Source organism: Nitrosomonas sp. Is37, assembly GCF_033063275.1.
Taxonomy (GTDB): Bacteria; Pseudomonadota; Gammaproteobacteria; order Burkholderiales; family Nitrosomonadaceae; genus Nitrosomonas.
Map to the genome: position 1 here is coordinate 1 of NZ_JAWJYP010000039.1, position 26,775 is coordinate 26,775.

Sequence of the window (26,775 nt, forward strand, 5' to 3'; positions counted from 1 at the left end):
CTTTGTGGAAAACCATCGGCAGCATACTGCCGCTCTTCTCAGCATATGAATGCAGAAATTACTTCCTGAATTCAGGGCATGGACGTACTTAAATGCAGAATGCTCTAGCGCAATTGAACGCTCGTCGCAATGGCGAGCAGGATCCGGTAGCGGATGATGCGCTGGCTGCATTGTGCTGCGCCGGGCGCCCAATACCGCTGGTGGATTTACAGATCGTCGACGATACGATGCGTTCGCAGGTTCATGACGGGCAAGGCAGCGGTGAAATCGTCGTGCGCGCACCCTGGCTGACGCAGGGGTATCTCGATAATCCTGAAGCCAGCACAGCGCTTTGGCAAGGTGGTTATCTGCACACGCAGGATATCGGCGCCATTGATCGGGAGGGTTATCTGCGCATTACCGATCGCCTGAAAGACGTCATCAAAGTTGCCGGTGAATGGGTGTCGTCACTGGAATTGGAAAATGCATTGACCTTGGTTGCCGGCGTCAAGGAAGTTGCCGTGATCGGCGTAGCGGATAAACGTTGGGGAGAGCGTCCGCTGGCATTGCTGGTGGTGGATAAAGCTTTGTTCAATAAATCGGCTGCGCATGAACAAATGCGCTTATTAATCGAGCACGGATCGATTTCAAAACACGCGCTGCTTACCCAATTCAAACTGGTTGATGTCATCGCCAAAACGAGTGTCGGCAAAATCGATAAAAAAGCCCTGCGTTCCGAGCACGCTGCTGCGCTTTAAACAGCCTGTATTTTCAAGTCCTCATCAATGAGCTTAGCCGGATTTCATCATATCATTAAATAACCAGTACCCATTGCGGGAATCAACATGAAAATCCGATCTATACCGTGCTCATTCCAGTGCATGCTATAGGCAGTGTTATTGCTGAGTGCTTGCCAGTTCGCTCAGCCGTCCGCACAAGTCTATGACAGTACGTAAATTTTATGGAATACCTGGAGTATTCCGCACGAGCTATGATCATTTCTGGTGTATAACAGAAGAAGGAAGCGGTGTAACCTGTTAGTAAAGATCTCGGCAGATCTACCACCAATAAAAGGAGCACACCGCTTTCTGCAAATCCCCCTATTTCAGACGCATTTCGATATAATTCCTCTCCTCAAGGTGTCGTTGGTTAGCTGAATTGGACGAGTTGAATTCAATAAGAGATTGTTGCTAACGTGATAGTTAAAGATAAAACTTCATGGGTACGGTTGCTATTTCATTTTCGGGGTAGCAGCTTTATGGAAACGTGGCCGCGGATTCTTACAGTGACAGTAACCTCGATGATCGTTACCTATATAGAACTGTATTATAGTATTCAGGCATACTCGCTCACGACAACACCTTTTTTGCTGCTCGGAGTTATATTGGGTATTTTCCTAGCTTTCCGCAACAATGCCTCATACGATAAATTCTGGGAAGGCCGCAAGCTTTGGGGTGCCTTGGTCAATACCTCACGCAGCTTGACGCGCCAAGCTTGCTTTATGTTGGATTCTGTGCAGGATATTGTGGAATTGCAACATTTACGGGAAGTTTTCGTCAAACGTGTGATTGCGTTTGCACATGCGCTACGTTGTCATTTGCGTAATGAAGATCCCGCGGAGGAAATTAAAAAATTTTTACCCCCAAAGGATCTAATCACAGTTCTTCAATCAGCACATCGGCCACTTGCCATTCTGCACCAACTGGGTCGTGATCTTGCATTCGCACGCAATCGGCACTGGTTAAATGAATTTAGTTACCCATTTATGGATGCACAGCTCAATGAGCTATCCAATATACTCGGTGCCTGCGAACGCATTAAAAATACCCCGATACCTTTTAGCTATTCTGTATTGATTCACCGAATCGTTGCTTCCTACTGCCTGCTCTTACCGTTTGGGCTGGTTGAAACGACTGGCATACTGACACCACTCGTTGTACTGATGATTTCGTATGCATTCTTTGAGCTCGATGCTATCGGTGACGAGATTGAAAATCCGTTTGGCTTGCAGCCGAACGATCTGCCCTTAACTGCAATTTCGCGGAATATCGAAATCAATCTGCTTGAATTGATTAATGACTGCAATCGTCCTGAAGCACTTAAGCCAGAAGGTGATATTTTGAAATAAGTTGTAAAAATTTATCAGTAAGAAATCTCAGGATTGTTTACAGAGAGGTTGATTGAAATAATATTGGAGTATTTCATAAGGAGTTGAGTTATTCAAACTCTTGTGTGGCTTGACAGTGTTATAAAAGTTAATAAAGCGGCCGAGTTGAATTTGCCGGTCGATGCAATCTTTAAAGTTGATTTTGTCATACCACATCTGCATCAAGATGTGATCAGTGCGATAGATTTTGATTACTCTGAATATTCAGGGTTTTTACCAAATGCTCTCTTATCATAGCCCACTATGATTTCCTTAAGTAACCACATATTCTGATTTTCTTGGATTTTAAGTGGCATATGCTTAAGAAATTCATATCGTTCAATTAATAATCGATATTGATAGTACGATCATTTATGTCTTTAACAGAGCAATTTATCGCAAGGAGATAATAGACATTCTCTGGAACACAAGAGCGAACGAGATTTGCATAAAATTTCTCAGTCTCGGATGGATATATGTTTTTTTCTAAAACAAGTATGCCAAAAGGTTCACGCAAAGCCGCATGAGGACTATTGGTACAAATGAATTTTAGGATTTAATACAAAATTCTAAAATATTGATTCAACAAAGGATCATGAGTTAAAAGAATTTCTTTTGCCTTGGCAAGCGCTATAGGCTCAGATTCCCATAGTGCAGGTGAATTAGGGCCTATTAATTTAATTTTCAATGCATTCACCGAGCTTTCTTGTACGGTTGGCAGAATATTCTGAGTGCAGTTCCAGTACAGTTTTGGAGAAGGCGGAATTCATATTATTGTTGAGAACGATTGATATAAGCCATCCTTGCTTTTAGTAACTTGCAAGTTACCCTTAAAGTTACCCATATATTAGTAATGTACTCAAAACTTTAAGGAAAATAACCATGAATATCATCACAGCAACACCAGCCAGCAACACATCAGAATTGGCCGTAATGATTCACGATCCTGGCTACGGTCCTGAAGATACATTCGTACCAAGGTGCGTTATCTTCGAGGGTGAACTGGTAGCTCAAGCGTCAAGCAAGGCTGTATCAGAAATGATCGGTAAAGCATTGGGATCATTCAAAGCGGGTCGCTGGCAAGAGTTGAACTTATACCGCACCAAGTCAGGCAAGTTCATTGCTCAACGCATTTACCGCACACAGCGACAAGGTGAATACGATGTATATGAAGGGGCAGTCTGCGAGAATCACAATCAGGTTATTGATTTCTTCGGTAATGGCTGGCTTGCTAAAGAGCTATACGAAGCTGTGGCACTTAGTACTGTAAATTGCCAGCTTGTTTAAGGGGAATGCAATGGAAAACACAGTAGCACCAACAAACGAATCAACCGATAAGCCAATGACACACGATGATATAAGGGCAGCCTTTGAAGATGTTTCGCTCTACGTGGAACGTATCATTACGCTCGTTTGTTCAGCCATCGAGCTTTCAGAACAAAAAGACCTTCCTTACGGACTCATGGCGGAAAGCATGAATATATTAAATGAACTTGCTCGAGAATCAGACAAGTATCAGCGTCAGATTAAGAAAGGCATAGCGGGGGTAATTCATGGATAACGCGACAACACCCACCAATAATCAGTCAATAGAATCACTCGATAATGACCAGCCAATGACGCATCAGGAAATAGAGGAAGCCTTTGAAACGCTATCGTTATTTTTTCACAGGATTAACACGCTTGTTCAAGCTAACATGCATCTTTCAGAACCAACTGGGATGACTTACGATCTCCTTTGCGAAACAGAAATAGTCACTCAAGAAGCCAAAAAGACTGCTAATAAATATGTGTCTAGGGCCTTGAAAGGAATAATCGAGTAATTTAAAACAGCAAACCCGCTAGGCTGTTAAAGGTCTAGCGGGTATTTTTTTGCTATTGGTTCTCTGGAACATTTTGCTATCTTCAAGCAGAACATAAGAAAACCCTCACCAAGTAGGATGATATCTAGTGAGGGTTTATTTCACATTAGAGAGGTTCATGACAAATCCTACATGATGAAATACTTTTAACGGCTTCTATTTTTGAAACTTTAGGATAAAAAAGAGTAGGGCACATACAAAAAACCATTCACGCCAGAAAATAAACGCCTCTACGCAATCCTAGCCGGGCATTTCTTCGCTTAGTATTTGATTCAATCGCCTGATCATTGAAGGGTATATTTCATCGTCAGGTTGCGCCTTTAGAATAGGGGTTACCTCGAATTCCAAATCATCATTTTCTTGCAGAAAGCGTGTTACTTCCTCAATATAGATCAGGAATAAAGGTTGTTGTGTCCTTACTACTTGCTCCGCCGTAATATTAACGCCACATTCTCGAAGGGCAGTAGCTAACCAGCCCATTTCTTGAAACCATCGCACTGGCATTACTTCGGTTAGCACATGCTTTATTACGCGGTTCAATTGTTCGTCATCCACGCCTGAAAGTATGTGGTCTGCTGAGTTCGCCTTTTCACATTTCACTCCGCTGTTACCGTCAATTCTCCAGCGTTTTGTCTGCGTTACGTCCAAATTCCGACGCCTCCATTCAATAGCCGCCTCAAGGCTATCTGTTGGCATACCGCGCTGTTTCAGTTTGTAGACCATGCGTACCGAGATACCAAGGCCTTCTGCTAAATCTTTTATTTTCATGTTGTGTGAACTGTGCACTGTGAACCCATTTTCAATTTTGGATTGCTAGAATTTTGATGGGATTTCATTACCCCCAAGGGTGAAACCACCTGGAAGTACCTTAAGCCTTTGCACGTCAATGTGTAGACTGTCCGTTGCTTTGTCTCGCTTGATTCAAGTAGCGCAAGTGTGCATCTGTATCTGTTGTAAGCTTATTTAAAATAATATGATGGTCAGTCTCCGGCACACCTGCTTTGCTCAAGTATGCGCTAATCTCTCTCAATTCTGCACTCACATTTATTACTGCCGCCATTTCTTTAGCTCCTAGTTTTTACGTTAATAAAAGAATATTTTGTTACTATTTGCCGCCTTGCTGCTGTCAAGTTCCCGCTTTGCAGTAGAGTAATAGCGCCCGCGTGCGTCTGCATCCTGCATAAGCCTGTCGGTCAGATAGCAATGGTCTGATTCATCAATGCCTATCGCGCTTAACCATTCACACACTTTCATCAATTGCCTCTGCTGCATATCAATTATTTCTGCCACTTTTGCCTCTCTTTCAATAGTCTGTATATGCCGCTTCTGCTTATGCCAGTTTCCCGGATCACCTCCTTTACAGGTGCACCACGATTCAAACGGCTTATTGCTTGCAGCTTGGTTTTCTTCTTTGGTTTATTCTTTGGAATGTATGGTGTAGTACCGCCCCAATCTTGCCTCACTTCTTCTTCGATCTTATCCAGCTTGATCACAACGCCTTCGCCAAAATAAGCAACAAGCACAGGTTTAACCCGGTTAAGCACATCGTCGACAAAATCGCTGCTCATCCGGTTATCTTGGTTTAAATACGCTGCATCGCTTCAGAATATCTTGCACCGGTCTGTAACGTGGATTACCCGGGTTAGTGAGCTTCCATTGCTGGCAATGCTCACCAAAGAGAAACAGGCAATCACGACACTTTATGCGGTCATCTGGTCTACGTTCATCATCTGCCACCGTGTGACTAGACTCAAACTCACCTTTTGCATGTCGTAAGAAATAAGCCAATGCCTCAGGGTCATTTCTACATTTATCAATCACTAGGTAATGATCTTCTTCTGGTTCGCCAATTTTGAATAGCCAGCTTTTTATAATTTCAATCTGACTATTAGTTATTTGTGACGTTACAGGCGTTACAGGCGTTACAGCTAGTATTGGCGCGGTTTCCCGTGTAACGTCCCTCACGTTACAAGACGTTACAGACGTTACAAACTTATCACGCTTGTTTGCAAGTAAAGAATCAATCCCCATGCTTACACCTCAATCATATGAACATGGTAAAGCTTCTTGACTCCAATACTGAGACGGGTAGTCTTTGCGCGCTCTTTACCGCTCTCAGGTGTCTGCAATACTCCCGCTTCCTGCAGTACGTCTAACGCCCGCGTGAAGTCAAAGCCTCTTAACGCTTCACGTAATCCGCCTGAAGTGAAGAAGTACGCGCGTATGCCATCGCTATCACGCCACCAGCCCGCCCGATCACGAATTACAGACAAATTATGACTATTGACGTTATCCGCATCAGAAAAACGCGAATCCCCATGACGACTGATAAAATCAGATACCTGTTCTAGTATCTGGTGTTTCTCGCTGTTCCCTTTGCCGCGTATTGACTGCCAAGCTTGCAGGCCTTTAACAGCCGCATCAAATGCCGCACCTTCATTCCAGCCGGTTAAACCGTATTCAGTAGCAAGTTCACCCGCTAGTGCTATCAGTGCAAATCTTGCAGTAACCCGCTTGAATTGCCCGCTGTCATCATCGCCCTTAGATTCAGATAAGCTTTTGAATTGATCGAGATACTTTTTAAAGTCTCGATCATCACGGGTAAGCTTTTCGAGAAATGCCCGTCCACCGTGCCCGTAATGGTTTGAAGCAATGCTTTTGATTTTGTCTGATAAAGCCGCGCCATTAGGTAAACTGTGCAGCTCATCGAATGCACCATATTTACGGGCTGCTGGTATATCCAATAGCCTGACTGATTGACCGGCCTTGACCGTGCGCCCGCTCTCCTTGATGGAAGTTTCTATCGTTCGTTCACCACTGGAGATAATGAAGCACTTCCAGCGGGTTAAACTTCTTGCGTCACCATTTCTATTAGCTCGCTGCTTACCGTATCCATTACCTAATGAATAAACGATCTTGCCCACTTCTGCTGGCTCACATTCGCTTATTTCGTCCAGGCATAAAAGATTATCGTTAAACAATGAAGCCGCGCCCTCAAGGCCGTTTGCTGTAGCCTTCCAGCTTCTACGGTATGCCTTGCCACCCCATGTTGAACGAGCAGCATCTAACAAAGTTGTTTTACCCGTTGAAGAATCGCCAAACCAATGAATGCCCCCACCATCCAAACCGCACGGCTCCAGCATCACGCCAGCAAATGAAGCAGACAAAGATAAGATAAGCGTAGGATTTCCCACCGCAAGCCTTGGCAATTCTTGCCAGCCTTCCAATGTACCTGCCTGGGTGAACTCATCAAAGAAACTAGTATTGCTCTGATAGATGATATTGTCTTTGTCTCTTCCAATAACTTCATCAGGTAGCACAAAGCTATCGTTATACCATCCGGTTTTAGTAGCACAATTAATCCGCTTCTTTGGATGTTGGGATTGAATGTAATTGCTAAGCTGATTCCGACTGGTTGGGTCGATCTCGACACCCATACTTAACAACGCGCCACGCATTTCTTCACCACTGCCTTTTAACATTTCCATAGGTAAAGGCCATGTCCGCCAAGTACTGATTGAAGTCTTGAAGTGTAATAAGCGCCCAAAGTTGTTTAAGTCTTTATCGTGGGTAATCGCTTCAATATGGATGGGTGAGCATATCCACGTTTCAGTAGGAACTTGTACTTCCTCGCCGTTTTCTTTTCTGGTCTTTATGCCAAAATACCAGACGCCAGGACGGTATTTACTCCCACCTTCTTCAAGCCAATCATCCAAAATTAAATATTTCGGCCGCTCTTTTAAAGGTGGGATTTTGCAAGTTGTAACGTCTGTAACGTCTGATTTTTCGCTGACGTTACAGACGGAAGCCGCGCCGTTACTTGTTGTAACGTCTGTAACGTTTGTAACGTCTGAATTTAGTAATGTCTGACTAAAAAATTCTGTTGCTTCCATTTCAAGGTTTGATCTATTTTCCATAAGACCTCCTTGAATAGCTCACTGCATCGTTAATACGAATAACGGCTTTAGCTAAATATTCCATGTCAGCTTCAGGCAATTTATCGCCCTCATTGATTCGACGGGCCACAATCAGTAAGACAGCCGCATCAAATGCCAGGGCTTCCAGTATTTGCCATTCATGAAAGTGCGCTCTTGATTGAGGGTCATACTTCGCCTTGTTGCTATCTGGGAAAAGATCACTAACCGATAACCCCATAGCGCTCGTTATTTCGTGAATGCTGCAGCCTGCAAAGCACCTCATGAGGATTTGACCATCACGGCCAATGCTGACCGCCAGGCTACGGGACTTTCTGTCATCATGACCAGGGCAAAAAGCAAGCAATCCGCCGTTTTGTCTGCGGATTACTCCCTTTAGATATGGGGTGATTTTTGATAAAATATCACTGCTATGTTTGAAATCGTTGTTTCTAGGTAAGGGGGTCATCGCTCTGGCTCCCTTTTTTCATTTGTAAGCATAAATCCTCGCTAGAAAATAAAAGGAAAGAACCCGGCCGCAATTGACCGGGTTTTTTGTTTAAGCTCACCAAAAATCATGCTCAGCTTTGAATTTCTTGATAGCTGCATCAATATCGGGTTGTGATGGGGCTGGGAATGCGCTTGCTACGAGTCCTTGCCAATTGACTGGGTAATAACCCCCACAAGCTGTAGCTACATGTGCTGCAAGGAGTTTTTCTATGATTTTTTTATTATTAGCAGCCAGTTCACTTACTATAGTTTTTTCGATATCCTCGCAAAGACGACGCCTGTTGAAATATATTTTATCGTTCAGGCTGCTTATCTCTTTTTGCAGCTCCTCTTTGACCTGTGGCGCCAGCTCTAATCGTTGCCTTACTTTCTCTAACTCATTTTTTAGCACATTAAGTTCACTGTATTTTTGATTGGCCTCTACTTCATCTATTTCGCCTTTCATCGCTGCTTTGACGGCTTTTTTGCAGTCGATCTCTGCTTGCTTTACCTGAATTGATAGTCTGCTTTCCAGGGCAATATCTTCAAGATGCTTCGCCTCAAGCAAGGTTGTTTGTTCGGTTTTGCGTTCGCTCTCTGCGAGCAAATTTTTTATGATTTCTGTGGAATATTCGGCCATTGTTTTATCTCCTGATTATTTGAATTTATGCTTGGTGTGGGTGGTTGCTGTTTGGCTGTGATAGGTCAGCCCTATAGTTGAGTGGGTCAGCAAGCCATCTGTGAATCTCTGCGTTATCGTAGAAGGTACAGCGAATGCCCATACGTTCAGGCTGTGGCGCTTTACCGTCCCTTGATAACTGTCTGAATTTTTCCCGTGAAATGGGAATGAATTTTTTGAATTGATTGAACCGGCTTTTTCCTGTTGCAGGCAGTGCTTCTGGTTCTGGTAGCTTGTTTGCGTCCATTTTTGCTCCTGTTTGTTGTTAATAGCCAATAGCTGGCAACAGGGCAAAATGTATATTTCTAGATGATATAAGTCAGTAACGAAATTAGGGGGGGGAAGTTTCGTTACTTGCATTTCATTAACTTTCTATATCCTCCATTGACAAGTTCTTCCGCTTTCTTGAAAGCGTTATATGCTTGTTGTTTAGCATTATCTTCATCTATTTGCGGATAGAGTGATTTTCCGATTTCTAAAAACGTGGCTCCACTTTGTTTAGCGTCATATGCACGTAAGTACATTGGTATATTTTTAAGCTTAATGCCAATTGAATCTCGTATTTTTCTCCAGTCATGGTCCGGGCAATATTCTTGCAAGGTGTCCAATATAGATTCCCTTTCTTGCAATAGAATTTTTGCATTTTCCAATTGTTTATCTATTGAATAACGAAGATCAAATCTTAATGTTAGTTCGTACCAAGCTTCAGGATCAGGTGGGGCTAGTTCAAGTTCAGTTTCAGACTCCTCTCATCCTCTTTCAGTAGCTATAATGCCTTTGCCCTCAGTTAGGTGATGTTCAAAATCTGAAATTTCTTTAGGTAAATCTATGTGGTGTGGTATGCAATCATAACCTTCATCTTTTGCTGGGTCAGTTAAATATAGAATTTCCCATTTCTCATCAATTAAGTAATCTTCGAGTGAGCAAAAGTATGGAGTTTCATCGTCCGTTCGAGAGAAATATTCACCTATCGTTTCATCACCATGTGTAGGATATTTACAATAGCGAAATTTTGCTGGATCAAAGGCATCAGCTAAACTATTACGGCTATTACGCTTAACTAACTCAGGGAATTTAGAAAAATTTTCATAATCTCTTTGATACTCTGGATTTCGACGCAGAAAAGCCCATATCCACTGTTCTAATTGCCAATTATTAGGCTCAGTCGGATATGCTGAAGCAATGCGCCAATCAGGCGGAATAAATGCGCTCATTACGTACCTTTTCGTATACCTTAATTTTGAAACCACGCCAGCAAGGTAAGGTTTGCCTTGTTTTCGCCCCGTCGGGCTAGGCGTGGCTTGACTTAGAAATCTGTTATCGTTTTGCTATCTGTAATCCTGCTTTAGCTGGTGTAAATTCAATTCCTGCGTGTTCCAAATAATCCGCCCAATCCTGCATCATTCGTCTACGCGGTTCTAAATACAGAGCATGGTTATATGAAGCTGATATCTCATCCCTGGGACTGTGTGCAAGCTGTAGCTCGATATGCTCATGGGGATAACCCTGTTCATGCAGGATGGTTGATGCTATACCCCTGAAGCCGTGCCCTGTCATTCTTGAGTGGTAGCCCATACGATAAAGGGCAAATAACAGGGTGTTATTGCTCATTGGCTTATTGGGATCACGTTCACCAGGGAACAATAAAAGAGAGTAGCTTGATAGGTCGCTTATCTTCTCCAATACCGTTATAGCCTGGGCAGACAAGGGCACAATATGAGGGGATCGCATTTTCATGCGTTCTGCTGGTATGCGCCACAGTTTTGCATCAAGCTCTATTTCATCCCATCGCGCACCGATCAATTCACTAGTGCGAACGAACGTTAAAGCCATTAACTGCAATGCAAGCTTGGTTAAGGGCTGCCCGTCATATGCTTCTATCCTTCTAAGCAATTCGGGTAACTTTTTTTGATCTAGTCTTGCATAATTGGTCTTTTGGGTAGGTTTGAGTACATCAGAGGGTTTTATATCTGCTGCCGGGTTACGTTCAGCCAGTCCATGCCCAACTGCATAACGGAATATCTGCCCACAGGTGCTTAATGCTCGCTTGGCTATATCCAAAGCACCACGGGCCTCAATCTTTTTGATTGCCATTAACAGGGCAGGGGCTGTGATGCTGTTAATAGGCTTATTTCCAATCATGGGGAAAACATCAGCCTCAAGCCTTCTGATAACGTAATCAGCATGACGCGCTGTTCTACCAGGCTTCCAGTGATTCCACCAGAGACGCGCTACCGATTCAAAGCTATTTTCAGCCGCTAATGCTTCTAATTGCTTTTGTTCTTGGCGATGCTGTGAGGGGTCTATTCCTTGCTTTAATAGATCGCTGGCAGTTACCCGCAGTAATCGGGCTTCTTTAAGGGTAACCTCTGGGTAAGTCCCTATGGATAGCATTTTTTCTTTGCCGTTATAGCGGTATCTGAACCGCCACCACTTGGAACCGTTAGGCTGTATTAATAAGACAAGGCCATCACCATCAGAGAGCTTATAAGGGTTATCTTTGGGTTTTGCTGCTTTAATAACCGGGTCTGTCAGCTTCATATGGGTAAGTTTTTAAGGGTAATTAAACTTACCCTTAATGTTACCCTCTTTTTGGATTTGTTACCCGCATTTTCTAGGGATGCCTATATTTGGCAAAATCTGCTTGAATCTAAGTGCTTATGCGGTTATATTTGGAATTGATGGGTATCTATAGGGATACAGTTGGCGGAGAAGGCGGGATTCGAACCCGCGGTACGGTGTAAACCGTACACACGCTTTCCAGGCGTGCACCTTAAACCACTCGGTCACTTCTCCTATTTGCTTCAGTAAAATAATGTTTAACTCAAAATAATAGGGTGCCAAGGATAAACTAGTTCATACTTTGGAGCAACTTTTATACTGATTGTTTCCAAGAATAAATCTGAGTTTCCGAGATTCTTTAGAACTTTATCCCTCCCGGGTCAAATATTCCTGGCGACACTTTGCAGGAATACAAGATGTTATATCGATACCATAAACATACATCATGGCACTTATGGTTATGCACGCTCATGCATGTATTTTACACAGTGAGCTGCGGAGAATTAAACCTAAATGAGATTAAATATGCGAATCAAGCATTCCTGCTCCTTGCCCTTAAGACGCTAGTAACACAGAGATTATTCGTCATATTCAGATTGATGAAAAACTATCGCATTACATTATTTTATTTGGAAGATTTTTTAAATGACATGGGAACGAAAAATAGATCTTTTAGTCTATTTTGTTATGAATCTTATGACATTTGAGAACAGAGAGAGAATGAAACTTTTTAAAAAAATACCTAACCCAAGGGAAATTCGGCAGAAGCTTGGTCTTAATCAACAAGAATTCTGGAATAAGGTAGGTGTAACCCAAAGTGGCGGTTCACGTTACGAAAGTGGGCGAGAAATACCGAAAGCTGTCAGAGAATTGGTACGATTGGTCCATATTGATCAGATTGATTTGACCAAAATCAAACGAGACGATCTAATTGTGGCTGCAATGCTAAAAGTACAGTACCCTGATCTGTATAAAAGCTTGAAAAAATCAGCAAAATTGAAATAATTCCGAGAATTCCCTTTTAATAAATCGGTCAATTGTATTATTGACTGATTTATAAATTATGATTATGAATGAACTTTTACCGCAAACCCAAGCTTTTTAATTTTTACGGCAAATGATTCTATCCATGCCGCCGAAACTTTTGAGAGCCGAGGCGCCTCAGGTTGCAGAGAGGGACGCGCTAGTCCATAAAGCAATATTCCCTGTAACGATATTCCTTCCTGTTGTATCTTATAGAGAAATTCAAGATAAGCACTGATTTCTTTTTCAGCAGGAGGTTTTCCATCTATTTCAAACACACAAGTTTGTAGCCACGTAGGGCATAACGATGCTGCCAATTTTAGATTGGCATGCATTTTCTTTAGGCTCATGCGGGTATTATTGATACGTATTCGACCTTCTTGCGCCACACTATCCAGTTTGAACCAGATCTCACCATTTAGCTTCGCCATATGGCTTAGTCCTCGCTGGACAGAAACTCGATCTATCAAACTGCCATTGGTAATCAGAACCAATTTGAGTGCTTCTGGTAAGGGAAAATCATGCTTGACCCGTCCAATCAAGCTGATTACTTGTTCGAACTCTTTTGCGCTCGTTGGCTCTCCATTACCTGACAAGGCGATATCATTGATACGTCTGGCTTGTTGTGGCACTTTATCCAGCATAAAGTGTCCATAAAGTAATTCATGAAGAAAGGTGCGCAATTCTTGTTCCAACCTGACCAAATCAATGGTTGGTGCGGAACCACGTTTGAGATCGGGTACTTGGCAATAGACACAGCGCCAATTACAGGCATTATTAGGATTCAGATTAATTCCAATTGATACACCAGAAGCTCGACGCGAGATAACGGGGTAAACGTAAGTCATACTAACGCTATCTCGGCTATGATCTGAAACGCTTAATAGTTTAGAAATAGGTTGCAATGGTATAATCCATCATATGTTGATTACGCGAAGACTAGAATTTGATGCTGGCCATCGTATTTCCACTCATAACAGTCAGTGCCGTCATTTGCACGGCCACCGGTATGTGGTAGAGATTACTTTATCAGGCAATATTATCTCTGACGAAGGTGTACCAGAGCAAGGTATGGTTATGGATTTCTCTGAAATTAAACGTATTGCTAAAGATGTCTTAGTCGATAAATGGGATCATGCTTTTCTGGTGTATGCCGGAGATACACCTGTAATTGAGTTTTTGCAATCACTGAAAGATCATAAAACAGTTATTTTAGATACGCAACCGACAGCAGAAAATCTAGCAATTAAAGCTTTTCATATATTAGATCTTGCATTTCAAGATACTTATGGAAATCGTCTTACATTAGAACAAGTTCGATTGTATGAAACCCCTAATTGCTGGGCGGATGCAAAAAAGAGAATATATTAATAATACCAACAATCCATAGTAATTTAAATTAAATAATTTGTAATCATGTTTGTTGATTCCCACTGCCATTTGGATTTTCCTGATCTCGCCAGTAATCTTGATGAGATTCTTATCAATATGCAACAAAATAGCGTTACTCATGCATTATGTGTAAGTGTTAATTTAGAAGATTTTCCTCGTGTGCGAGCTTTGGCAGAATCACATGATAATCTTTATGCGTCTGTGGGTGTCCATCCTGATTATGAAAATTTAATTGAACCGAATGCTCCACAATTAGCCGAACTTGCTAATCATCCTAAGGTCATTGCGATTGGAGAAACCGGGCTTGATTATTTTCGGCTTAAAGGAGATCTAGAATGGCAAAGAGAACGCTTCCGTCAGCATATACGTGCTGCAAAGCAATGCCATAAACCACTTATTATTCATACACGAGAAGCAGCAGCCGATACGCTACGTATCATGGCTGAAGAAGGGGCAGATAATGTAGGAGGGGTGATGCATTGCTTCACCGAAAGCTGGGAAGTTGCCCAACAGGCAATTGAAATGAATTTTTACATTTCGTTTTCTGGCATTATTACTTTTAAAAATGCTACTTCTGTTAAAGATGTCGCTAGAAAAATTCCTCTTGATCGAATCTTGATTGAAACAGATTCCCCTTATCTTGCTCCCGTACCTTATCGCGGAAAGATCAATCAACCTGCTTTCGTACGTTATATCGCTGAGGAGATTGCCAAGTTGCGTGAGATGAGTTTGACGGAAATCGCAGCAATCACTACAAATAATTTTTTCAGCCTATTTAAGGCAACTTGAAATGGGATTCTTTCTGAATAAATATCAGTTAATTACCATTTCTATTATTTTGATAATTATATGCCTGCCTATCAATACAATTGCTGGCATTGATGAGGATCTTATCAGGGCGATTGAAAACAATAATGTGCGTACTGCGAAAGAGCTTTTAGATAAAGGCGCCAATCCAGACACCAGAAACCGACAAAGTTATACATTGCTGATGATTGCAGCACGTGATAATAATAAAGAATTAGCTAATTTATTGCTTGAGGCAGGAGCAAAATTAAACTTGCGTAATAAATATGGGGAAACAGCCATTATGTTAGCGAGCTACCATGGTCAAGTAGACATGGTTAAGCAATTCTATATCAACGGTGCTGAAATAAATCATAGTGGATGGAATCCATTAATTTATGCCGCTAGTAGAGGCTATACTCAGATTGCGCAGATTCTTCTGAGTGTGGGCGCTGACATTAATGCTACTTCAGACAATGGTACATCAGCATTAATGATGGCCGTGAGAGGAAATCATTATGAGACTGTTGAATTTCTGCTAAAGAGCGGGGCAGATCCCAAAATTAAAAATGAAACGGAAGGAACCGCCCTAAGCTGGGCAATACAAAGCGGAAATAAAAAAATTGCTCAATTGCTGAAAGGTAATACGCTTGAGTAACATGCTCTTAACTTTATTGAGGTAAAAGATATGGTAGAGAGAGAATCTGTAACGCTGGACCTTCCAGATTCTTCCAAAATATTTTACCTGCTTCGACACTATTCGTTTGAATAACAGCAAGTGCATCAAAACCACCCTCTGGTGAAGGTGTTGCATTGACTATCATACCGCATGATTGCTCTAACAATTCAGCACTAAATAACTGATCGCCAGCCATGACTGGTTGGGATGAAGCAATGTTGACCAAATACATGCGACGCTTTAATTTACCAAGATATTGTGTCCGTGCAATAATTTCCTGCCCTGGATAACAACCTTTCTGAAAACTAACCCCTCCCGTGACATCAAAATTGACCATTTGAGGAATAAATTGCTCTTGTGTTATGGGTAATATGACAGGAATACCTGCTTTAATCTCCAGCCAATCCCAGCAGAAAGTTCCAACTGGTGTCGCCTTTAAAGCTAAATGTGGCCATATCATGACTGCATGATCTAGCGTTGTGATAATTTCATAGCGATTTATATCTTGGCATAAAATACTTCCTTGCTCAGTATGGATTATTCCAAGCGGTGAGATTGGTAAAGCTATGCTATGGAATATTTCTTCAATCAACAATTTTGCTTTATTTCCTGCAATACCAATACGTATCAAAGAATCACTGCTATCATTTAATCGTACTTTTGCACGCAGTATGTACATTGAAAGGCGTTTAGAAATAGCCTCAAGCAAAGTAGAAGGTAATTGCATGAAATATTCATTGTGGTCAGCGTGTGACCAAATTATGAAATTTGCTAGTATTCGACCTTTAGGGGTGCAATAACTACCATATTGGGCGGTCTGGTGATCAATTTTTCTCAAATCACAGGTTAGCTGTCCTTGCAAGAAAGTTAATACCTCTTCACCTGAGAAATGAATCAGACCAAAATTAGAGAGATCAACCAGAATGGTATCAGTTTGAGCATTTTTTAGTTCTGTAACATCATCTCTGAAATGTATAACATGCCCTTTTTCAATAGTAGCGTTGTATTCTTGCAAGAAAGCTTGCCAAACAGGATTCATAGCAATATATCTGATCAGAGAAAAATATTAATTATTTTCATTTATGCCAGTATTAACTATTCATCTCACATCCTCAAGACAGTATGCATTATTGTTATGTTTTACACATTTTGCAGTTGTCTGTATATTATGGAAGATAGATTGGTCAATATTTATCAAACTAATAGGGACTATTTTACTAGCTATAAGCTTATATTTATATTTACGCTATCATGCATTGCTTCTTTCACCTCGGTCAATCGTATCCTTACATTTTTCAGAGGATGGGTCTACTTGCACAGCACAAACTCAATCTAATGAGCATATTACATTTATAGTTAAGAGCGATACTTTCGTAACACCCTACTTGACTGTATTGAGTATGAAATCCCCATATTCGATTTTTCCTCGTAATATAGTCATTTTCCCAGACGGTATCAATGCTGAGAAATTTCGACAATTACGAATATGGTTAAGGTGGAAATGGAAAAGAAAATAAATTGATTCGCTTAATCAAAAACAGAAAAAAATTATTTTTGATTTTTTTATATTAAGAAGATTAAATTTCTTCTTCTGCAGGTAATGTTCGTGCTTCTTCTTCTAGCATGACTGGAATACCGTCTCTAATTGGAAAAGCCAAGCGATCAGGTTTACAGATTAATTCTTTTTCATTTTTCTTATAAATTAAAGGGCCTTTACACAATGGACATACTAAGATATCTAAAAGCTTTGGGTCCATAAATTTTTCTCTTAATTTTTTTAAAATAATTTCTCGTAATCTAATATCTATTGCTGTTTCTTCATGCAATACCCAAAATTTCTCATTGGCTTGATCCAAGCATTTTACAGCATCCTCTTCTCTCATAAGAATGATTTCGATATCGGGAAATTGTAAATCTTCTTTGATAAATTGGTAATTATCGATAACTGAATGAGATCTTACATTTAATTTTAAGTACTTTAGTTGATCCAGAAAGTCATGAGAGTGATTGATATCAGTAATGACATGAATAAATTTATCCTTAAATGCGGAAATTTCGGAATGATTATTAGGGTTAAGCAAATTAACAAAATATTCATTTCCTGGCCGCATATGAAATATTTTGGTTTGGTTTTCAGCGTTTATTGATAGCTTACTGCTTTTTTCATTCATCACTACTGCATCTGCTGTATTTAGGCGAGATAAACTATCACGTAAAGGTCCAGCCGGTAAAATTAAACCATTACCAAAATTTTGTTTACTGCTATCGACTACTACAATCTCCAAATCTCGCTGCAATCGAAGATCCTGTAAACCATCATCACAGATGAGTACATTGCATTCAGGATGAGCTGTAAGTAAGGCTTGTGCAACTTTTACGCGATCATGACCAATCCATATTGGACAAATACCTTTACTTTGATAAGCCATCAGCAGGGATTTATTTCCCACAACACTGGGCTTGCTTGAGATAGTAACGGCGAGGGGTGATCCATAATTCTCAGAGTAGCCGCGACTAATTATTCCAGGGCGTAATCCAAAAGCTTTTAATAAATTAATTAGCCAAATGACTAAAGATGTTTTACCAGCATCGTTAACAGTAATACTATCAACAATAATTATGGGTACCGATATTTTAACTGAATGTAATACACCAAGCCGATATAGTAATCGCTTGCATGCTAATAACAATCTAAAAAACAAACTAAATGGCCAAAGAAGAATTATATGAAGAGGTGTGATTCGATACCAATATAATTCAGACCAATTCATAAGTTGAATATTTCTTTAGAAGACAAACAATATGGTGTGCAAAATCTTAAAGAATTAAATTTAAAAAATTTTAATTTAGAAAAATTTTTTGATGTAATAGTTAATTTTCAATTTAGTGCGAGTTACATCACAAAGAAGTATCCATGTTCACACAAATAATTTTAATGCAGTTTCACTACCAGCAGGAATATTATGTGTTGTCATCATGGATTGAATATTTATAAGTTGTTGCTTACTTCTTCTGATACCATTATCACTTAGTGGCACGCGATTATCGTCTACTATGATGCCATTTAAGGTAGAAGAAAAAAGTCTTGCAAGATGAGCCATTTGATCAAATACTTTTTCACCATTCGCTACTCTCGGGACATCAAATAAAAAAGTAATACCATGTGTGGTAAGCGTACGCATATTAGCAGGTAAGAAAGGCGTTGCTTCATAGTTGCTCAGAGAGAACAATATTGTATTGTTTTCATCGCGATATCTGAATGCACCCTCAGATTCAAGCCTAAAGCCAGCTGCCTCAGCTAAAGCGCGTATTTTCGTCCCAACAAAAGCACCGCCATCTTTGCTGATAATATTAATACCCATTACAACATCTACTTCTGCACAAAATTTATCGAGAGACACTGCTCTTATATGTGCCTTCGAAATATCAGGACAATCAGCGACTGCATTTACTTGTGAGGCAAAATCTTCGACCATATCACGGAATCGAGATAAATTGATTTCACTCGCTGGGCCAGCTCGATCAGCCAATTGTAAACAACCATTTAAATATATATACCCACCTTTAGTATTAAGTGATTCCATGGTAATCTCCTCCCAGGTTTGACCATCTTGCGTAAGTCCAAACCAATGAACAGGTTTACCAAAATCAAATTTTTGTTGCAATAACTCAGTTAGCTTATCATAAGTGATTAATTTGTTAGCTCGAATACTTGTAATGTAATTAATTGTGCTATCAAAATTAACTGATTTCTGCTCGACTAACGGTTCATCAATTGGCAGATTATCAGGTTCAAAACGTGCTTGCTCTTTTATGGAACTCGATTCTGCATATGGTTCTTGTAAGGGTTCAGTACCGAATTTAGGTTCGATACGATCATTTTCCCAAACAGTTTTGCCCATTTTTTTCAATAACGCATCTTCATGCTCATGCTCAAATGAGCGTTTCACGTTACGACGGTAACGTGCTTGCTGCAGCCAGTTAAAAAAAACTACACCACCGATAACAGTGGCACCAATAATGATTAAGCTGATTTGTAAGTCACTCATACCAAAGTCGCTCATGGTTTAATAAGCCAATATATTAATTCCTATCATTATAAATATAAACCCTTGCCATCCTTAAAGGTGGTTTTAAACTATACCTATTTCTTTGTTAGAGTTTATGGCGTTATCAAGATCAACTGTAACTATACGTGAAACACCTTGTTCTTGCATGGTAACACCAATTAATTGTTCTGCCATTTGTATAGTAGTTTTGCTGTGACTGATGAACAAAAACTGAGTTTCTTTTGACATACGTTTTACCAGATCACAAAAACGTATTGAATTATTATCATCTAAAGGTGCATCCACTTCATCTAATAAGCAAAAGGGCGCGGGATTAAGCTGAAATAATGAAAATACGAGTGCTAAAGCGGTAAGCGCTTTTTCACCACCCGAGAGTAAATGAATAGAGTTATTTTTTTTGCCAGGGGGCTGTGCGGTAAGTTGCATCCCCGCATCAAGAATTTCTTCACCGCTTAAAACCAGCCTTGCTTGACCTCCACCAAATATAGCTGTGAATAATTCACTCAAATTAATATTTACTTTATCAAAAGTTTGCATTAAGCGCTCTCGTGTTTCGCGGTCAATTTGTCGAATTGCATTTTCTAAAGTGGCGACTGCTTCTTTCAAATCAGTTGCTTGTTCGTCAAGATACATTTTACGTGCTTGTGAGGCTTCTAATTCCTCCAATGCAGCGAGATTAACAGCGCCAAGCGCTGTAATTTCTGTATTAATTCGATTAATTTCTGCTTTTAATCTAGAAGGGGGGGCATTATTCAATAAAGGTAGCAATTCATCTTCTTTAGCACCGGCTTCCAGAAGTTTTTCGTTAAATTGATTTTCCGTTAGACGCGCTTCCTGTTCCTTGAGTCGTACCTGATTGATAGATTCTCTGAGTTGATACGATTTTTGCTCCGATTTAAGCCGTGCTTGCTCCAATTCACGTAACGTATCCATTGCATTTTCTAGATCATGACGAACTGAAGCCAAGATCTGTTCATGATGTATTTTCTTTGCTAACCATTCACTAAGCTGAGTTTGAAGAGATTCGTCATCTAAATCTGCTTGTGCATTATGCAATTTTTCCAGATTCTCTGTTAAATCAGCTGTATTATTGCTGATTGCCTGAGCATCATTTTCTAATTGCTCAATTTTGTATTGACAGTTTTTTTCATGAAAGATAGCTTCACGCATTTCCTCTGCCAAATTTTGTACTAGCAATCGATGTTCATTCAGAGTCTGCTCGGCAACTTCACAAGTTAACTTGATTTGCTGCAGTTGCTCTTCCAGATTAACTATTTGCGCTTTACTTTCAGCCAATTTTATTTCTGCTTCTTGCTTTTGCGTGTATTCCACCGATATTTGATGTGAAATCTCGATTAACTCATCTTCGATTTGACGATGTCGCTGGGAAACACGTTCTATAAGCTGTGAAAGTTGTACGATTTGAAGCTGCAACGCGTGCTCCTGTTGCTTTAGTTGCGTTACCTCGCTACGTGATTCCGAGATTGTTGCTTCGTGCTCGTAGCATCTTCCTTCTATCTCAGTCAAAGTTAATTGGGAATGCGACAGCTCTTTCTCAAATGTATCGATATCAATCTCAATTTGGGCTATTTCACGTTGCCTTGCTAATACCCCATGTAATTGCGAATCAGCTGCATAATAGCTCAAACTGCAGTTAGTAAACGCATGGCCTTCGGGAGTAACCAACATTTCGCCTGGAAGAAGTTGTTTTTGTTGGGTGAGACCCGCTTCAATATTGCTAATGGTAAATATGCCACTTAACCATGATTCCACAACGGGTTGAATAGTAGCATGCGTATAATTTAGATATGTGCTAAGGGGTTTCCATTGATTCTTTTCATGCCGCAGATAATTTGCAGGCTGATTTCTGATTGGAGCTGTTTCAAAGATGGACCATTTCCCAGGAGGCGGATTATTCTTCCAATTTAAAGCAATTCCGAGTTGCTCAACACCCGCAGCATTGATCCGCTCATGCAAAACAGCTTCTAGCGCATTTTCCCAGCCTTTTTCTATTTGTATGTATTGCCATAAGCGTGGTAATAAATCTAATTGAAGCTGAGATATCCATTTATCTAATGCTTTATTATTCTCCAGCTGGCGTTGTATATGCTGTAAAGCGGCATGATGGGCCTGAGCTTGAGTAAGCTTTTGCTGGACAGATTGAACATTCTGCAAAGCTTCTTTTCGAGTATACTCAGTTGTTTTTAGCTGACTTTCTGTTTCAGTCAAAACATCTTGTTTTTCTTCCAATTGAGCTATGATCTGATTTTTTTCTTGTGTTAAGTTAGTAAGCTCTATTTTATCGATTTGCGGTTGTGAATTCTTTTCCTGGAGCAAGCGCTCATGACGAGAGTTTAATTGTTGGATGACTTTATCGGCATGAACCAGATGACTCTGTTGCAGTTTTTCTGTCTGCTGTGCAACTAACAAATTTTTCTGCTCAGCAAATAATTGATCTTGGCTAGCGCGAAAAACCGATTCCATATCCGGCAATTTTTCATTTTCTGAGTAGTAATTTTCACTGCTGGTTATACAAACCAATCTTGCTTGCTCAATTTCACTACGCCAGTGATTAAGGTGATCAAATGCCTCTTGCATTTGATACTGATTGTTTTGTAGCTGTATTTCGACTGCAGAGATTTGTTTGGCAAAATATTCTCTATTTTCCCGCGTATGCTGTAGTTTTTGCTCAACACGCGCAACCTCAGCATTGATTGCATATAACTCTCCTTGCATCTGATGCTGCTGTTCACTTACAGCGTGTTGCTGTGCACGCATTTCTTCAAGCTTTTTGTCTACTTCGTGTAAATTGGTTATTTCATTTGCCAACTCCAGTTCAAGCTGCTGAATTTGTTCCTCAGCATGGATACGTTTTGCAATCGCTTCCTGTTTTTGAATTAACCATAAAATATTACAAGTGGTGTTTAATTGTTTTTGCAACTCACTAAATTTCCGGGCGATATCTGCCTGTCTTTCTAAGTGCTGTAACTGCTTTCCCAATTCTTGGAGAATATCTTCTACGCGCATGAGATTCCCGTGTACATCAGTCAATCGCAGTTCAGTTTCATGTCGTCGATCACGATATCGGGAAATACCGGCAGCTTCTTCAAGAAATACGCGTAACTCCATGGGCTTAGCATCAATAATCCGGGAAATCATTCCTTGTTCAATGATTGCATAACCGCGCCCACTTACCCCTGTCCCGAGAAAAATATCGGTAATATCTCGACGACGTACTTGGGTATTATTGATGTAATAGGTTGATTCACTATCTCGTTGAATGACACGTTTTATAGATATCTCACTGTAAGCTGCCCATCGGCTGGCTACTTTTCCAAGTTTATTATCAAAAATTAACTCTACACTCGCACGCCCAACAGGTTTTCGGCTGATTGATCCACTGAAGATTACATCCTGTATTGACTCTCCACGCAAAGCCGTCGCTCTGGATTCACCTAATACCCAACGAACAGCGTCAATGACATTTGATTTTCCGCATCCATTGGGACCAACAATCCCAACCAGATTACCGGGAATAAGAATAGTAGTAGGTTCTACAAAGGACTTGAAGCCAGCGATTTTGATTTGGGATAGACGCAATTGAGTAATAAATAAAATTGGTATAATTTGATGAAAGAATTACTTCAAAAGTTATTTTAACTGATTTAACCTTAATCAACCGAGTTGAAGAGACCTATCGCATGGCGAGTAAGCCCTCAAAAAAACTAGAAACTTTCGATAATCCATTTACTGCCAGAGATTACCGAATTCATATGGAAATACCGGAATTTACCTGTTTATGTCCTAAAACTGGACAACCTGATTTTGCAAGACTCATTTTGGATTATATTCCTGATAAAAAGTGTGTCGAATTGAAAAGTCTCAAACTCTATATTTGGTCTTACCGTAATGAGGGAGCATTCCATGAGGCGGTCACTAATCAAATTCTTGATGACTTGGTGGCTGTTTTAAAACCGAGATATATGCGGCTTACTGCTAAATTTTATGTGCGAGGTGGCATTTTTACTAATGTCATTGCGGACCATCGCAAGAAAGATTGGAAACCGGAACCTGTGGTTTTCCTTGAAACATTCGAGGAACAGTTAAATACACGTGGTTAACAGCCGGGTATATTGCTTAAATTAATAATAGGGTGGGTAACTGTAATGGATAATTTTAGAGTAGAACGTGATGCTATGGGCACTATCCAAGTTCCTGACCATGTGTTATGGGGTGCGCAGACGCAACGATCTTTACAAAATTTCAAGATTTCCAATGAGAAAATGCCTGTTACGCTAATCCACGCGCTTGCATTGGTAAAACGCGCAGCAGCTCACGTCAATTGCCAACTGGGCTTGCTTGATGAAGCTGTTGCAAATGCCATTATTACAGCTGCTGATGAAGTGATTACTGGGCAACATGAAACGGAATTTCCACTGGCTGTCTGGCAAACTGGCTCCGGCACGCAAACTAATATGAATATGAATGAAGTATTGGCAAATCGTGCTTCTGAATTATTGGGAGGAGGGCGCGGCAGCCAACGGAAAGTTCATCCCAATGACGATGTGAATAAAGGACAATCTTCCAACGATGTATTCCCAACGGCAATGCATGTGGCTGCAGTTCAGTTAATTCATAATCAATTAATACCCGCTATTCGGACGTTACGCCAAACATTATTTACTAAATCTGAAGAATTCAACCCTATTGTCAAGATAGGCAGAACTCATTTGCAAGATGCAACCCCATTAACGCTAGGGCAGGAATTTTCTGGATATGTTTCACAATTAGATCATGGGCTCAAGCACGTTGAGGCATCGTTACCTCATTTATATGAACTGGCTTTGGGTGGAACTGCTGTCGGAACCGGATTAAATACGCATTCTGAGTTTGCTGTGCGTGTATCGGCTGAAATCGCAAAGCTAACTAAATTTCCTTTTGTCACTGCTCCGAACAAATTTGAAGCACTTGCAGCAAATGATGCACTCGTACATGCTCATGGTGCATTAAAAACACTAGCCGCATCTTTAATGAAAATTGCCAATGATATTCGTTGGTTGGCTTCTGGCCCCCGTTGCGGAATTGGCGAAATCAAAATCCCAGAAAATGAACCCGGCAGTTCAATCATGCCCGGTAAAGTTAATCCTACTCAATCAGAAGCCATGACCATGCTGTGCTGTCAGGTAATGGGTAATGACGTCGCTATTAATATGGGTGGCGCAATGGGTAATTTTGAACTTAATGTAATGAAGCCATTGATCATTCATAATTTTCTACAAAGTGTACGCTTGCTCGCAGATGGAATTATGAGCTTCAACGACCACTGTGCAGTAGGCATAACAGCTAATGTTGAACGTATTAATATGCTGGTGCAACATTCCTTAATGCTCGTGACAGCCCTAAACCCTTACATTGGTTACGACAAAGCTGCAGAAATTGCTAAAAAAGCATATCGTGAAGAAACTTCGTTAAAAGAGGCGGCACTTTCTTTGGGTTATGTTACTGCAGAAGAGTTTGATGCATGGGTTAATCCTGAAAAGATGATTGGAAAAATTAAATAGCATTCTTAGTATTATGAACCCAATACTGACTAGTATCTCTTTACTTGTCATAAGTAATGTTTTTATGACTTTTGCCTGGTATGCACATCTCAAAGAATTGAACTCTGCACCTTGGTTTGTTGCAGCAGTACTAAGCTGGTTAGTGGCTTCTTTCGAATATATGTTTCAGGTTCCTGCAAATAGAATCGGCTATACAGTGCTTAACGTTGGGCAACTTAAGATCATACAAGAAATAATTACATTAAGTATTTTTGTGCCTTTTGCTGTTTTTTATTTAAAAGAACCACTAAAACTGGATTATTTATGGGCTGGTCTTTGCATGGTAGGGGCAGTCTATTTTATGTTTAGAGATTAAATCTTTTAATCAAGCATTCCTAGATTATTCTCTAAGAATGCGTGATCCATGGGAGGAACGCTGTTATTACAGCTTTGAATTCTTTGAAAAGATTGATTTCTCACCCTTAAATCAGCTCGCGCTGCACGGCGTGTCTTTAAAATTGATGCTGCTGCAATAAATACGCCATCAGAATTAGGCATTAAAGTATGTATGAAGCAAGCCTCTATGAAACGTACACAGGTTTATTTATCTAAGGTGCAAGAACAAGCGCTAAAGTGAATTGACGCATGTGGGTTACTGATGAAAAAGTTGTTGAACGCATGCAGATTATTCGCGAGAAATTTAACCGTTAAAAATGGCTAACTATCTCCTGGATTAAGCATTTATCATGAAGAATTAAAAAGTCGGGCAGGAAATCACATTTTTTCTGATCCTTTTCTTTCTATCGAATTGCATATAACGAATAAACTGTCTTTTACCGATGAAAAATGAGTAGCATTTGCAGGCTCTACCGGTGCCATTAATAAAACCAAAGTGACAATAGAGGCCATTAATATGCTTGCCGCCACGCTGTTTGATTTCTTGAAACAGCTTTCAAAAATTCTCCTTCTTCTTTCGTCTTTCTCTGTAACCAGATTACTTGCCGCGATTACTTCCAGTCTGTCTACTTTTATGTAATCTGCTAGCAGTATACAAACATCTATTGGAAGGCCTCTTTTTCCAGCTTTAGCCATCCTCAAATTTACATCCAATATACCTATTCTCTTAGCTAGTTCAATTTGAGTTCTTGCTTTTTCTACGCCAATTTCGATGAAGTCTTTTAATTCTGTCATATTTATCTCCTTGATATATCAAATTTGATCTATTTTAATAGATCAAATTTGATATAATTAATTTCTAATTAATCATACGTTTCAAGTTCCCGTAAGTCAAACATGGATATTAATTATCAGGAGAAAGTATGAAAGTATTAGCTCTTAATGCAAAACGCATCCACTGTGCAAAAAAGTAGATGGAAAACCCCACAATATGTAGGGGTTGCCATCTCTTTACTTCTCCGTCCTATTCTCAAGGTAATTACAACATGGAAGGTTATGGATACGATACGGCAAACTTACCGCTTGAACCTACTGTTTATCCTAAATTTGCACCAGTCATCACACAACCTAAAGTTCTCAGATTAATCAGAGAGAGCAGAGTTTTTCAACGGCCTGTTAACTGTTTAGTCCCACGGTATGCTGGAAAGGATCAACGTTAAATCGTTCTGGCTCTTTTGTCCATATTTTGCAAATGTAT

At 40.4% G+C, this 26,775-nt stretch carries 32 protein-coding genes, 1 tRNA gene and 1 pseudogene; 13 read left to right on the top strand and 21 right to left on the bottom strand.

What is annotated here, in order from left to right; all coding sequences use genetic code 11:
- Positions 1 to 92 precede the first annotated feature (92 nt).
- Together R2Q26_RS13940 and R2Q26_RS13945 are read left to right on the top strand one after the other, a co-directional pair.
- Positions 93 to 737 (top strand): AMP-binding enzyme, encoded by a 645-nt coding sequence (locus R2Q26_RS13940; protein ID WP_317536844.1) that lies wholly within the window; start codon positions 93 to 95, stop codon positions 735 to 737.
- Positions 738 to 1,174: 437 nt separating this feature from the next.
- Entirely contained in the window at positions 1,175 to 2,107 is a 933-nt protein-coding gene (locus tag R2Q26_RS13945; protein ID WP_317536845.1) for a bestrophin family protein, read from the top strand.
- 27 nt (positions 2,108 to 2,134) lie between these two features.
- On the opposite strand, the gene R2Q26_RS15615 is transcribed toward R2Q26_RS13945, so the two are convergent.
- Complete coding sequence (locus R2Q26_RS15615; protein WP_411182365.1) at positions 2,135 to 2,308, bottom strand: integrase core domain-containing protein; 174 nt, start codon at positions 2,306 to 2,308, stop codon at positions 2,135 to 2,137.
- Positions 2,309 to 3,007: 699 nt separating this feature from the next.
- Between R2Q26_RS15615 and R2Q26_RS13950 the strand changes: the two genes are divergently transcribed.
- Genes R2Q26_RS13950 through R2Q26_RS13960 form a run of 3 tightly spaced genes read left to right on the top strand, consistent with a single transcriptional unit; the run spans position 3,008 to position 3,948 of the window.
- Positions 3,008 to 3,412, top strand: a complete 405-nt coding sequence (locus tag R2Q26_RS13950; protein ID WP_317536846.1) for a hypothetical protein — start codon at positions 3,008 to 3,010, stop codon at positions 3,410 to 3,412.
- Positions 3,413 to 3,422: 10 nt separating this feature from the next.
- Positions 3,423 to 3,686: a hypothetical protein gene (locus tag R2Q26_RS13955; RefSeq protein ID WP_317536847.1), complete on the top strand. Its 264-nt coding sequence runs from the start codon at positions 3,423 to 3,425 to the stop codon at positions 3,684 to 3,686.
- The gene (locus R2Q26_RS13960) at positions 3,679 to 3,948 is read left to right on the top strand and encodes a hypothetical protein (RefSeq protein WP_317536848.1); all 270 of its coding nucleotides are present in this window, start codon (positions 3,679 to 3,681) and stop codon (positions 3,946 to 3,948) included. The genes R2Q26_RS13955 and R2Q26_RS13960 overlap by 8 nt, the downstream gene beginning before the upstream one ends.
- A 279-nt stretch (positions 3,949 to 4,227) precedes the next feature.
- Here R2Q26_RS13960 and R2Q26_RS13965 read toward each other — a convergent pair whose 3' ends face one another.
- The 13 genes from R2Q26_RS13965 to R2Q26_RS14025 form a co-directional block, all read right to left on the bottom strand.
- Positions 4,228 to 4,755 (bottom strand): hypothetical protein, encoded by a 528-nt coding sequence (locus R2Q26_RS13965; RefSeq protein WP_317536849.1) that lies wholly within the window; start codon positions 4,753 to 4,755, stop codon positions 4,228 to 4,230.
- A gap of 115 nt (positions 4,756 to 4,870) precedes the next feature.
- On the bottom strand, positions 4,871 to 5,047 hold the full coding sequence (locus tag R2Q26_RS13970) for a hypothetical protein (RefSeq protein WP_317536850.1): 177 nt from the start codon (positions 5,045 to 5,047) through the stop codon (positions 4,871 to 4,873).
- 23 nt (positions 5,048 to 5,070) lie between these two features.
- Entirely contained in the window at positions 5,071 to 5,277 is a 207-nt protein-coding gene (locus R2Q26_RS13975; protein ID WP_317536851.1) for a hypothetical protein, read from the bottom strand.
- On the bottom strand, positions 5,265 to 5,555 hold the full coding sequence (locus tag R2Q26_RS13980) for a helix-turn-helix domain-containing protein (RefSeq protein ID WP_317536852.1): 291 nt from the start codon (positions 5,553 to 5,555) through the stop codon (positions 5,265 to 5,267). Before R2Q26_RS13980 ends, R2Q26_RS13975 begins: the two co-directional genes overlap by 13 nt.
- A gap of 4 nt (positions 5,556 to 5,559) precedes the next feature.
- On the bottom strand, positions 5,560 to 6,018 hold the full coding sequence (locus R2Q26_RS13985; protein ID WP_317536853.1) for a hypothetical protein: 459 nt from the start codon (positions 6,016 to 6,018) through the stop codon (positions 5,560 to 5,562).
- A gap of 2 nt (positions 6,019 to 6,020) precedes the next feature.
- Complete coding sequence (locus R2Q26_RS13990; protein ID WP_317536854.1) at positions 6,021 to 7,904, bottom strand: DUF927 domain-containing protein; 1,884 nt, start codon at positions 7,902 to 7,904, stop codon at positions 6,021 to 6,023.
- Positions 7,894 to 8,370: a hypothetical protein gene (locus tag R2Q26_RS13995; protein WP_317536855.1), complete on the bottom strand. Its 477-nt coding sequence runs from the start codon at positions 8,368 to 8,370 to the stop codon at positions 7,894 to 7,896. The genes R2Q26_RS13990 and R2Q26_RS13995 overlap by 11 nt, the downstream gene beginning before the upstream one ends.
- 96 nt (positions 8,371 to 8,466) lie before the next feature.
- On the bottom strand, positions 8,467 to 9,030 hold the full coding sequence (locus R2Q26_RS14000) for a hypothetical protein (protein WP_317536856.1): 564 nt from the start codon (positions 9,028 to 9,030) through the stop codon (positions 8,467 to 8,469).
- A 25-nt stretch (positions 9,031 to 9,055) separates the two neighbouring features.
- Positions 9,056 to 9,316 carry a transcriptional regulator gene (locus R2Q26_RS14005; protein WP_317536857.1) on the bottom strand — a complete coding sequence of 87 codons (261 nt, stop codon included), beginning with the start codon at positions 9,314 to 9,316 and terminating at the stop codon, positions 9,056 to 9,058.
- 103 nt (positions 9,317 to 9,419) lie between these two features.
- Complete coding sequence (locus R2Q26_RS14010) at positions 9,420 to 9,719, bottom strand: DNA -binding domain-containing protein (protein ID WP_317536858.1); 300 nt, start codon at positions 9,717 to 9,719, stop codon at positions 9,420 to 9,422.
- Between the two features lie 99 nt (positions 9,720 to 9,818).
- Complete coding sequence (locus R2Q26_RS14015) at positions 9,819 to 10,283, bottom strand: transcriptional regulator domain-containing protein (protein ID WP_317536859.1); 465 nt, start codon at positions 10,281 to 10,283, stop codon at positions 9,819 to 9,821.
- A 103-nt stretch (positions 10,284 to 10,386) separates the two neighbouring features.
- Positions 10,387 to 11,610: a tyrosine-type recombinase/integrase gene (locus R2Q26_RS14020; RefSeq protein ID WP_317536860.1), complete on the bottom strand. Its 1,224-nt coding sequence runs from the start codon at positions 11,608 to 11,610 to the stop codon at positions 10,387 to 10,389.
- A gap of 163 nt (positions 11,611 to 11,773) precedes the next feature.
- A tRNA-Ser gene (locus tag R2Q26_RS14025) sits at positions 11,774 to 11,865 on the bottom strand.
- A gap of 411 nt (positions 11,866 to 12,276) precedes the next feature.
- On the opposite strand from R2Q26_RS14025, the gene R2Q26_RS14030 reads away from it, so the two are divergent.
- Positions 12,277 to 12,636, top strand: coding sequence for a helix-turn-helix domain-containing protein (locus tag R2Q26_RS14030; protein WP_317536861.1), 360 nt, complete (start codon positions 12,277 to 12,279; stop codon positions 12,634 to 12,636).
- 62 nt (positions 12,637 to 12,698) lie between these two features.
- Here R2Q26_RS14030 and R2Q26_RS14035 read toward each other — a convergent pair whose 3' ends face one another.
- A complete protein-coding gene (locus R2Q26_RS14035; RefSeq protein WP_317536862.1) occupies positions 12,699 to 13,502 on the bottom strand; it encodes a radical SAM protein in 804 nt (267 codons plus the stop codon).
- A gap of 73 nt (positions 13,503 to 13,575) precedes the next feature.
- On the opposite strand from R2Q26_RS14035, the gene queD reads away from it, so the two are divergent.
- Genes queD through R2Q26_RS14050 form a run of 3 tightly spaced genes read left to right on the top strand, consistent with a single transcriptional unit; the run spans position 13,576 to position 15,490 of the window.
- Positions 13,576 to 14,025 carry a 6-carboxytetrahydropterin synthase QueD gene (gene queD, locus R2Q26_RS14040; protein WP_317536863.1) on the top strand — a complete coding sequence of 150 codons (450 nt, stop codon included), beginning with the start codon at positions 13,576 to 13,578 and terminating at the stop codon, positions 14,023 to 14,025.
- Between the two features lie 45 nt (positions 14,026 to 14,070).
- Complete coding sequence (locus tag R2Q26_RS14045; protein WP_317536864.1) at positions 14,071 to 14,835, top strand: TatD family hydrolase; 765 nt, start codon at positions 14,071 to 14,073, stop codon at positions 14,833 to 14,835.
- 1 nt (position 14,836) lies between these two features.
- A complete protein-coding gene (locus R2Q26_RS14050) occupies positions 14,837 to 15,490 on the top strand; it encodes an ankyrin repeat domain-containing protein (protein WP_317536865.1) in 654 nt (217 codons plus the stop codon).
- A gap of 13 nt (positions 15,491 to 15,503) precedes the next feature.
- Here R2Q26_RS14050 and R2Q26_RS14055 read toward each other — a convergent pair whose 3' ends face one another.
- Positions 15,504 to 16,550: a folate-binding protein YgfZ gene (locus R2Q26_RS14055; RefSeq protein ID WP_317536866.1), complete on the bottom strand. Its 1,047-nt coding sequence runs from the start codon at positions 16,548 to 16,550 to the stop codon at positions 15,504 to 15,506.
- Between the two features lie 43 nt (positions 16,551 to 16,593).
- On the opposite strand from R2Q26_RS14055, the gene R2Q26_RS15620 reads away from it, so the two are divergent.
- The gene (locus tag R2Q26_RS15620) at positions 16,594 to 17,028 is read left to right on the top strand and encodes a protein YgfX (protein WP_411182366.1); all 435 of its coding nucleotides are present in this window, start codon (positions 16,594 to 16,596) and stop codon (positions 17,026 to 17,028) included.
- Between the two features lie 60 nt (positions 17,029 to 17,088).
- On the opposite strand, the gene R2Q26_RS14060 is transcribed toward R2Q26_RS15620, so the two are convergent.
- From R2Q26_RS14060 to smc, 4 genes and pseudogenes are all read right to left on the bottom strand, one after another.
- Positions 17,089 to 17,268 carry a Trm112 family protein gene (locus R2Q26_RS14060; RefSeq protein ID WP_256329354.1) on the bottom strand — a complete coding sequence of 60 codons (180 nt, stop codon included), beginning with the start codon at positions 17,266 to 17,268 and terminating at the stop codon, positions 17,089 to 17,091.
- A 24-nt stretch (positions 17,269 to 17,292) separates the two neighbouring features.
- A pseudogene (lpxK, locus tag R2Q26_RS14065) lies at positions 17,293 to 18,282 on the bottom strand (tetraacyldisaccharide 4'-kinase); the annotation flags it as partial.
- 147 nt (positions 18,283 to 18,429) lie between these two features.
- A complete protein-coding gene (locus tag R2Q26_RS14070; protein ID WP_317536867.1) occupies positions 18,430 to 19,560 on the bottom strand; it encodes a cell division protein ZipA C-terminal FtsZ-binding domain-containing protein in 1,131 nt (376 codons plus the stop codon).
- Between the two features lie 84 nt (positions 19,561 to 19,644).
- Positions 19,645 to 23,181 (bottom strand): chromosome segregation protein SMC, encoded by a 3,537-nt coding sequence (smc, locus tag R2Q26_RS14075; protein ID WP_317536868.1) that lies wholly within the window; start codon positions 23,179 to 23,181, stop codon positions 19,645 to 19,647.
- 101 nt (positions 23,182 to 23,282) lie between these two features.
- On the opposite strand from smc, the gene queF reads away from it, so the two are divergent.
- From queF to R2Q26_RS14090, 3 genes are read left to right on the top strand one after another with little or no spacing between them, the layout of a single operon-like run.
- Complete coding sequence (gene queF, locus R2Q26_RS14080; RefSeq protein WP_090571189.1) at positions 23,283 to 23,702, top strand: preQ(1) synthase; 420 nt, start codon at positions 23,283 to 23,285, stop codon at positions 23,700 to 23,702.
- Between the two features lie 45 nt (positions 23,703 to 23,747).
- Positions 23,748 to 25,142, top strand: a complete 1,395-nt coding sequence (fumC, locus tag R2Q26_RS14085; RefSeq protein WP_317536869.1) for a class II fumarate hydratase — start codon at positions 23,748 to 23,750, stop codon at positions 25,140 to 25,142.
- A 13-nt stretch (positions 25,143 to 25,155) separates the two neighbouring features.
- Positions 25,156 to 25,497: a DMT family protein gene (locus tag R2Q26_RS14090; RefSeq protein ID WP_317536870.1), complete on the top strand. Its 342-nt coding sequence runs from the start codon at positions 25,156 to 25,158 to the stop codon at positions 25,495 to 25,497.
- A 398-nt stretch (positions 25,498 to 25,895) separates the two neighbouring features.
- Here the strand turns inward: R2Q26_RS14090 and R2Q26_RS14095 are convergent, their stop codons facing one another.
- The gene (locus R2Q26_RS14095) at positions 25,896 to 26,312 is read right to left on the bottom strand and encodes a hypothetical protein (RefSeq protein ID WP_317536871.1); all 417 of its coding nucleotides are present in this window, start codon (positions 26,310 to 26,312) and stop codon (positions 25,896 to 25,898) included.
- Positions 26,313 to 26,775: the final 463 nt, after the last annotated feature.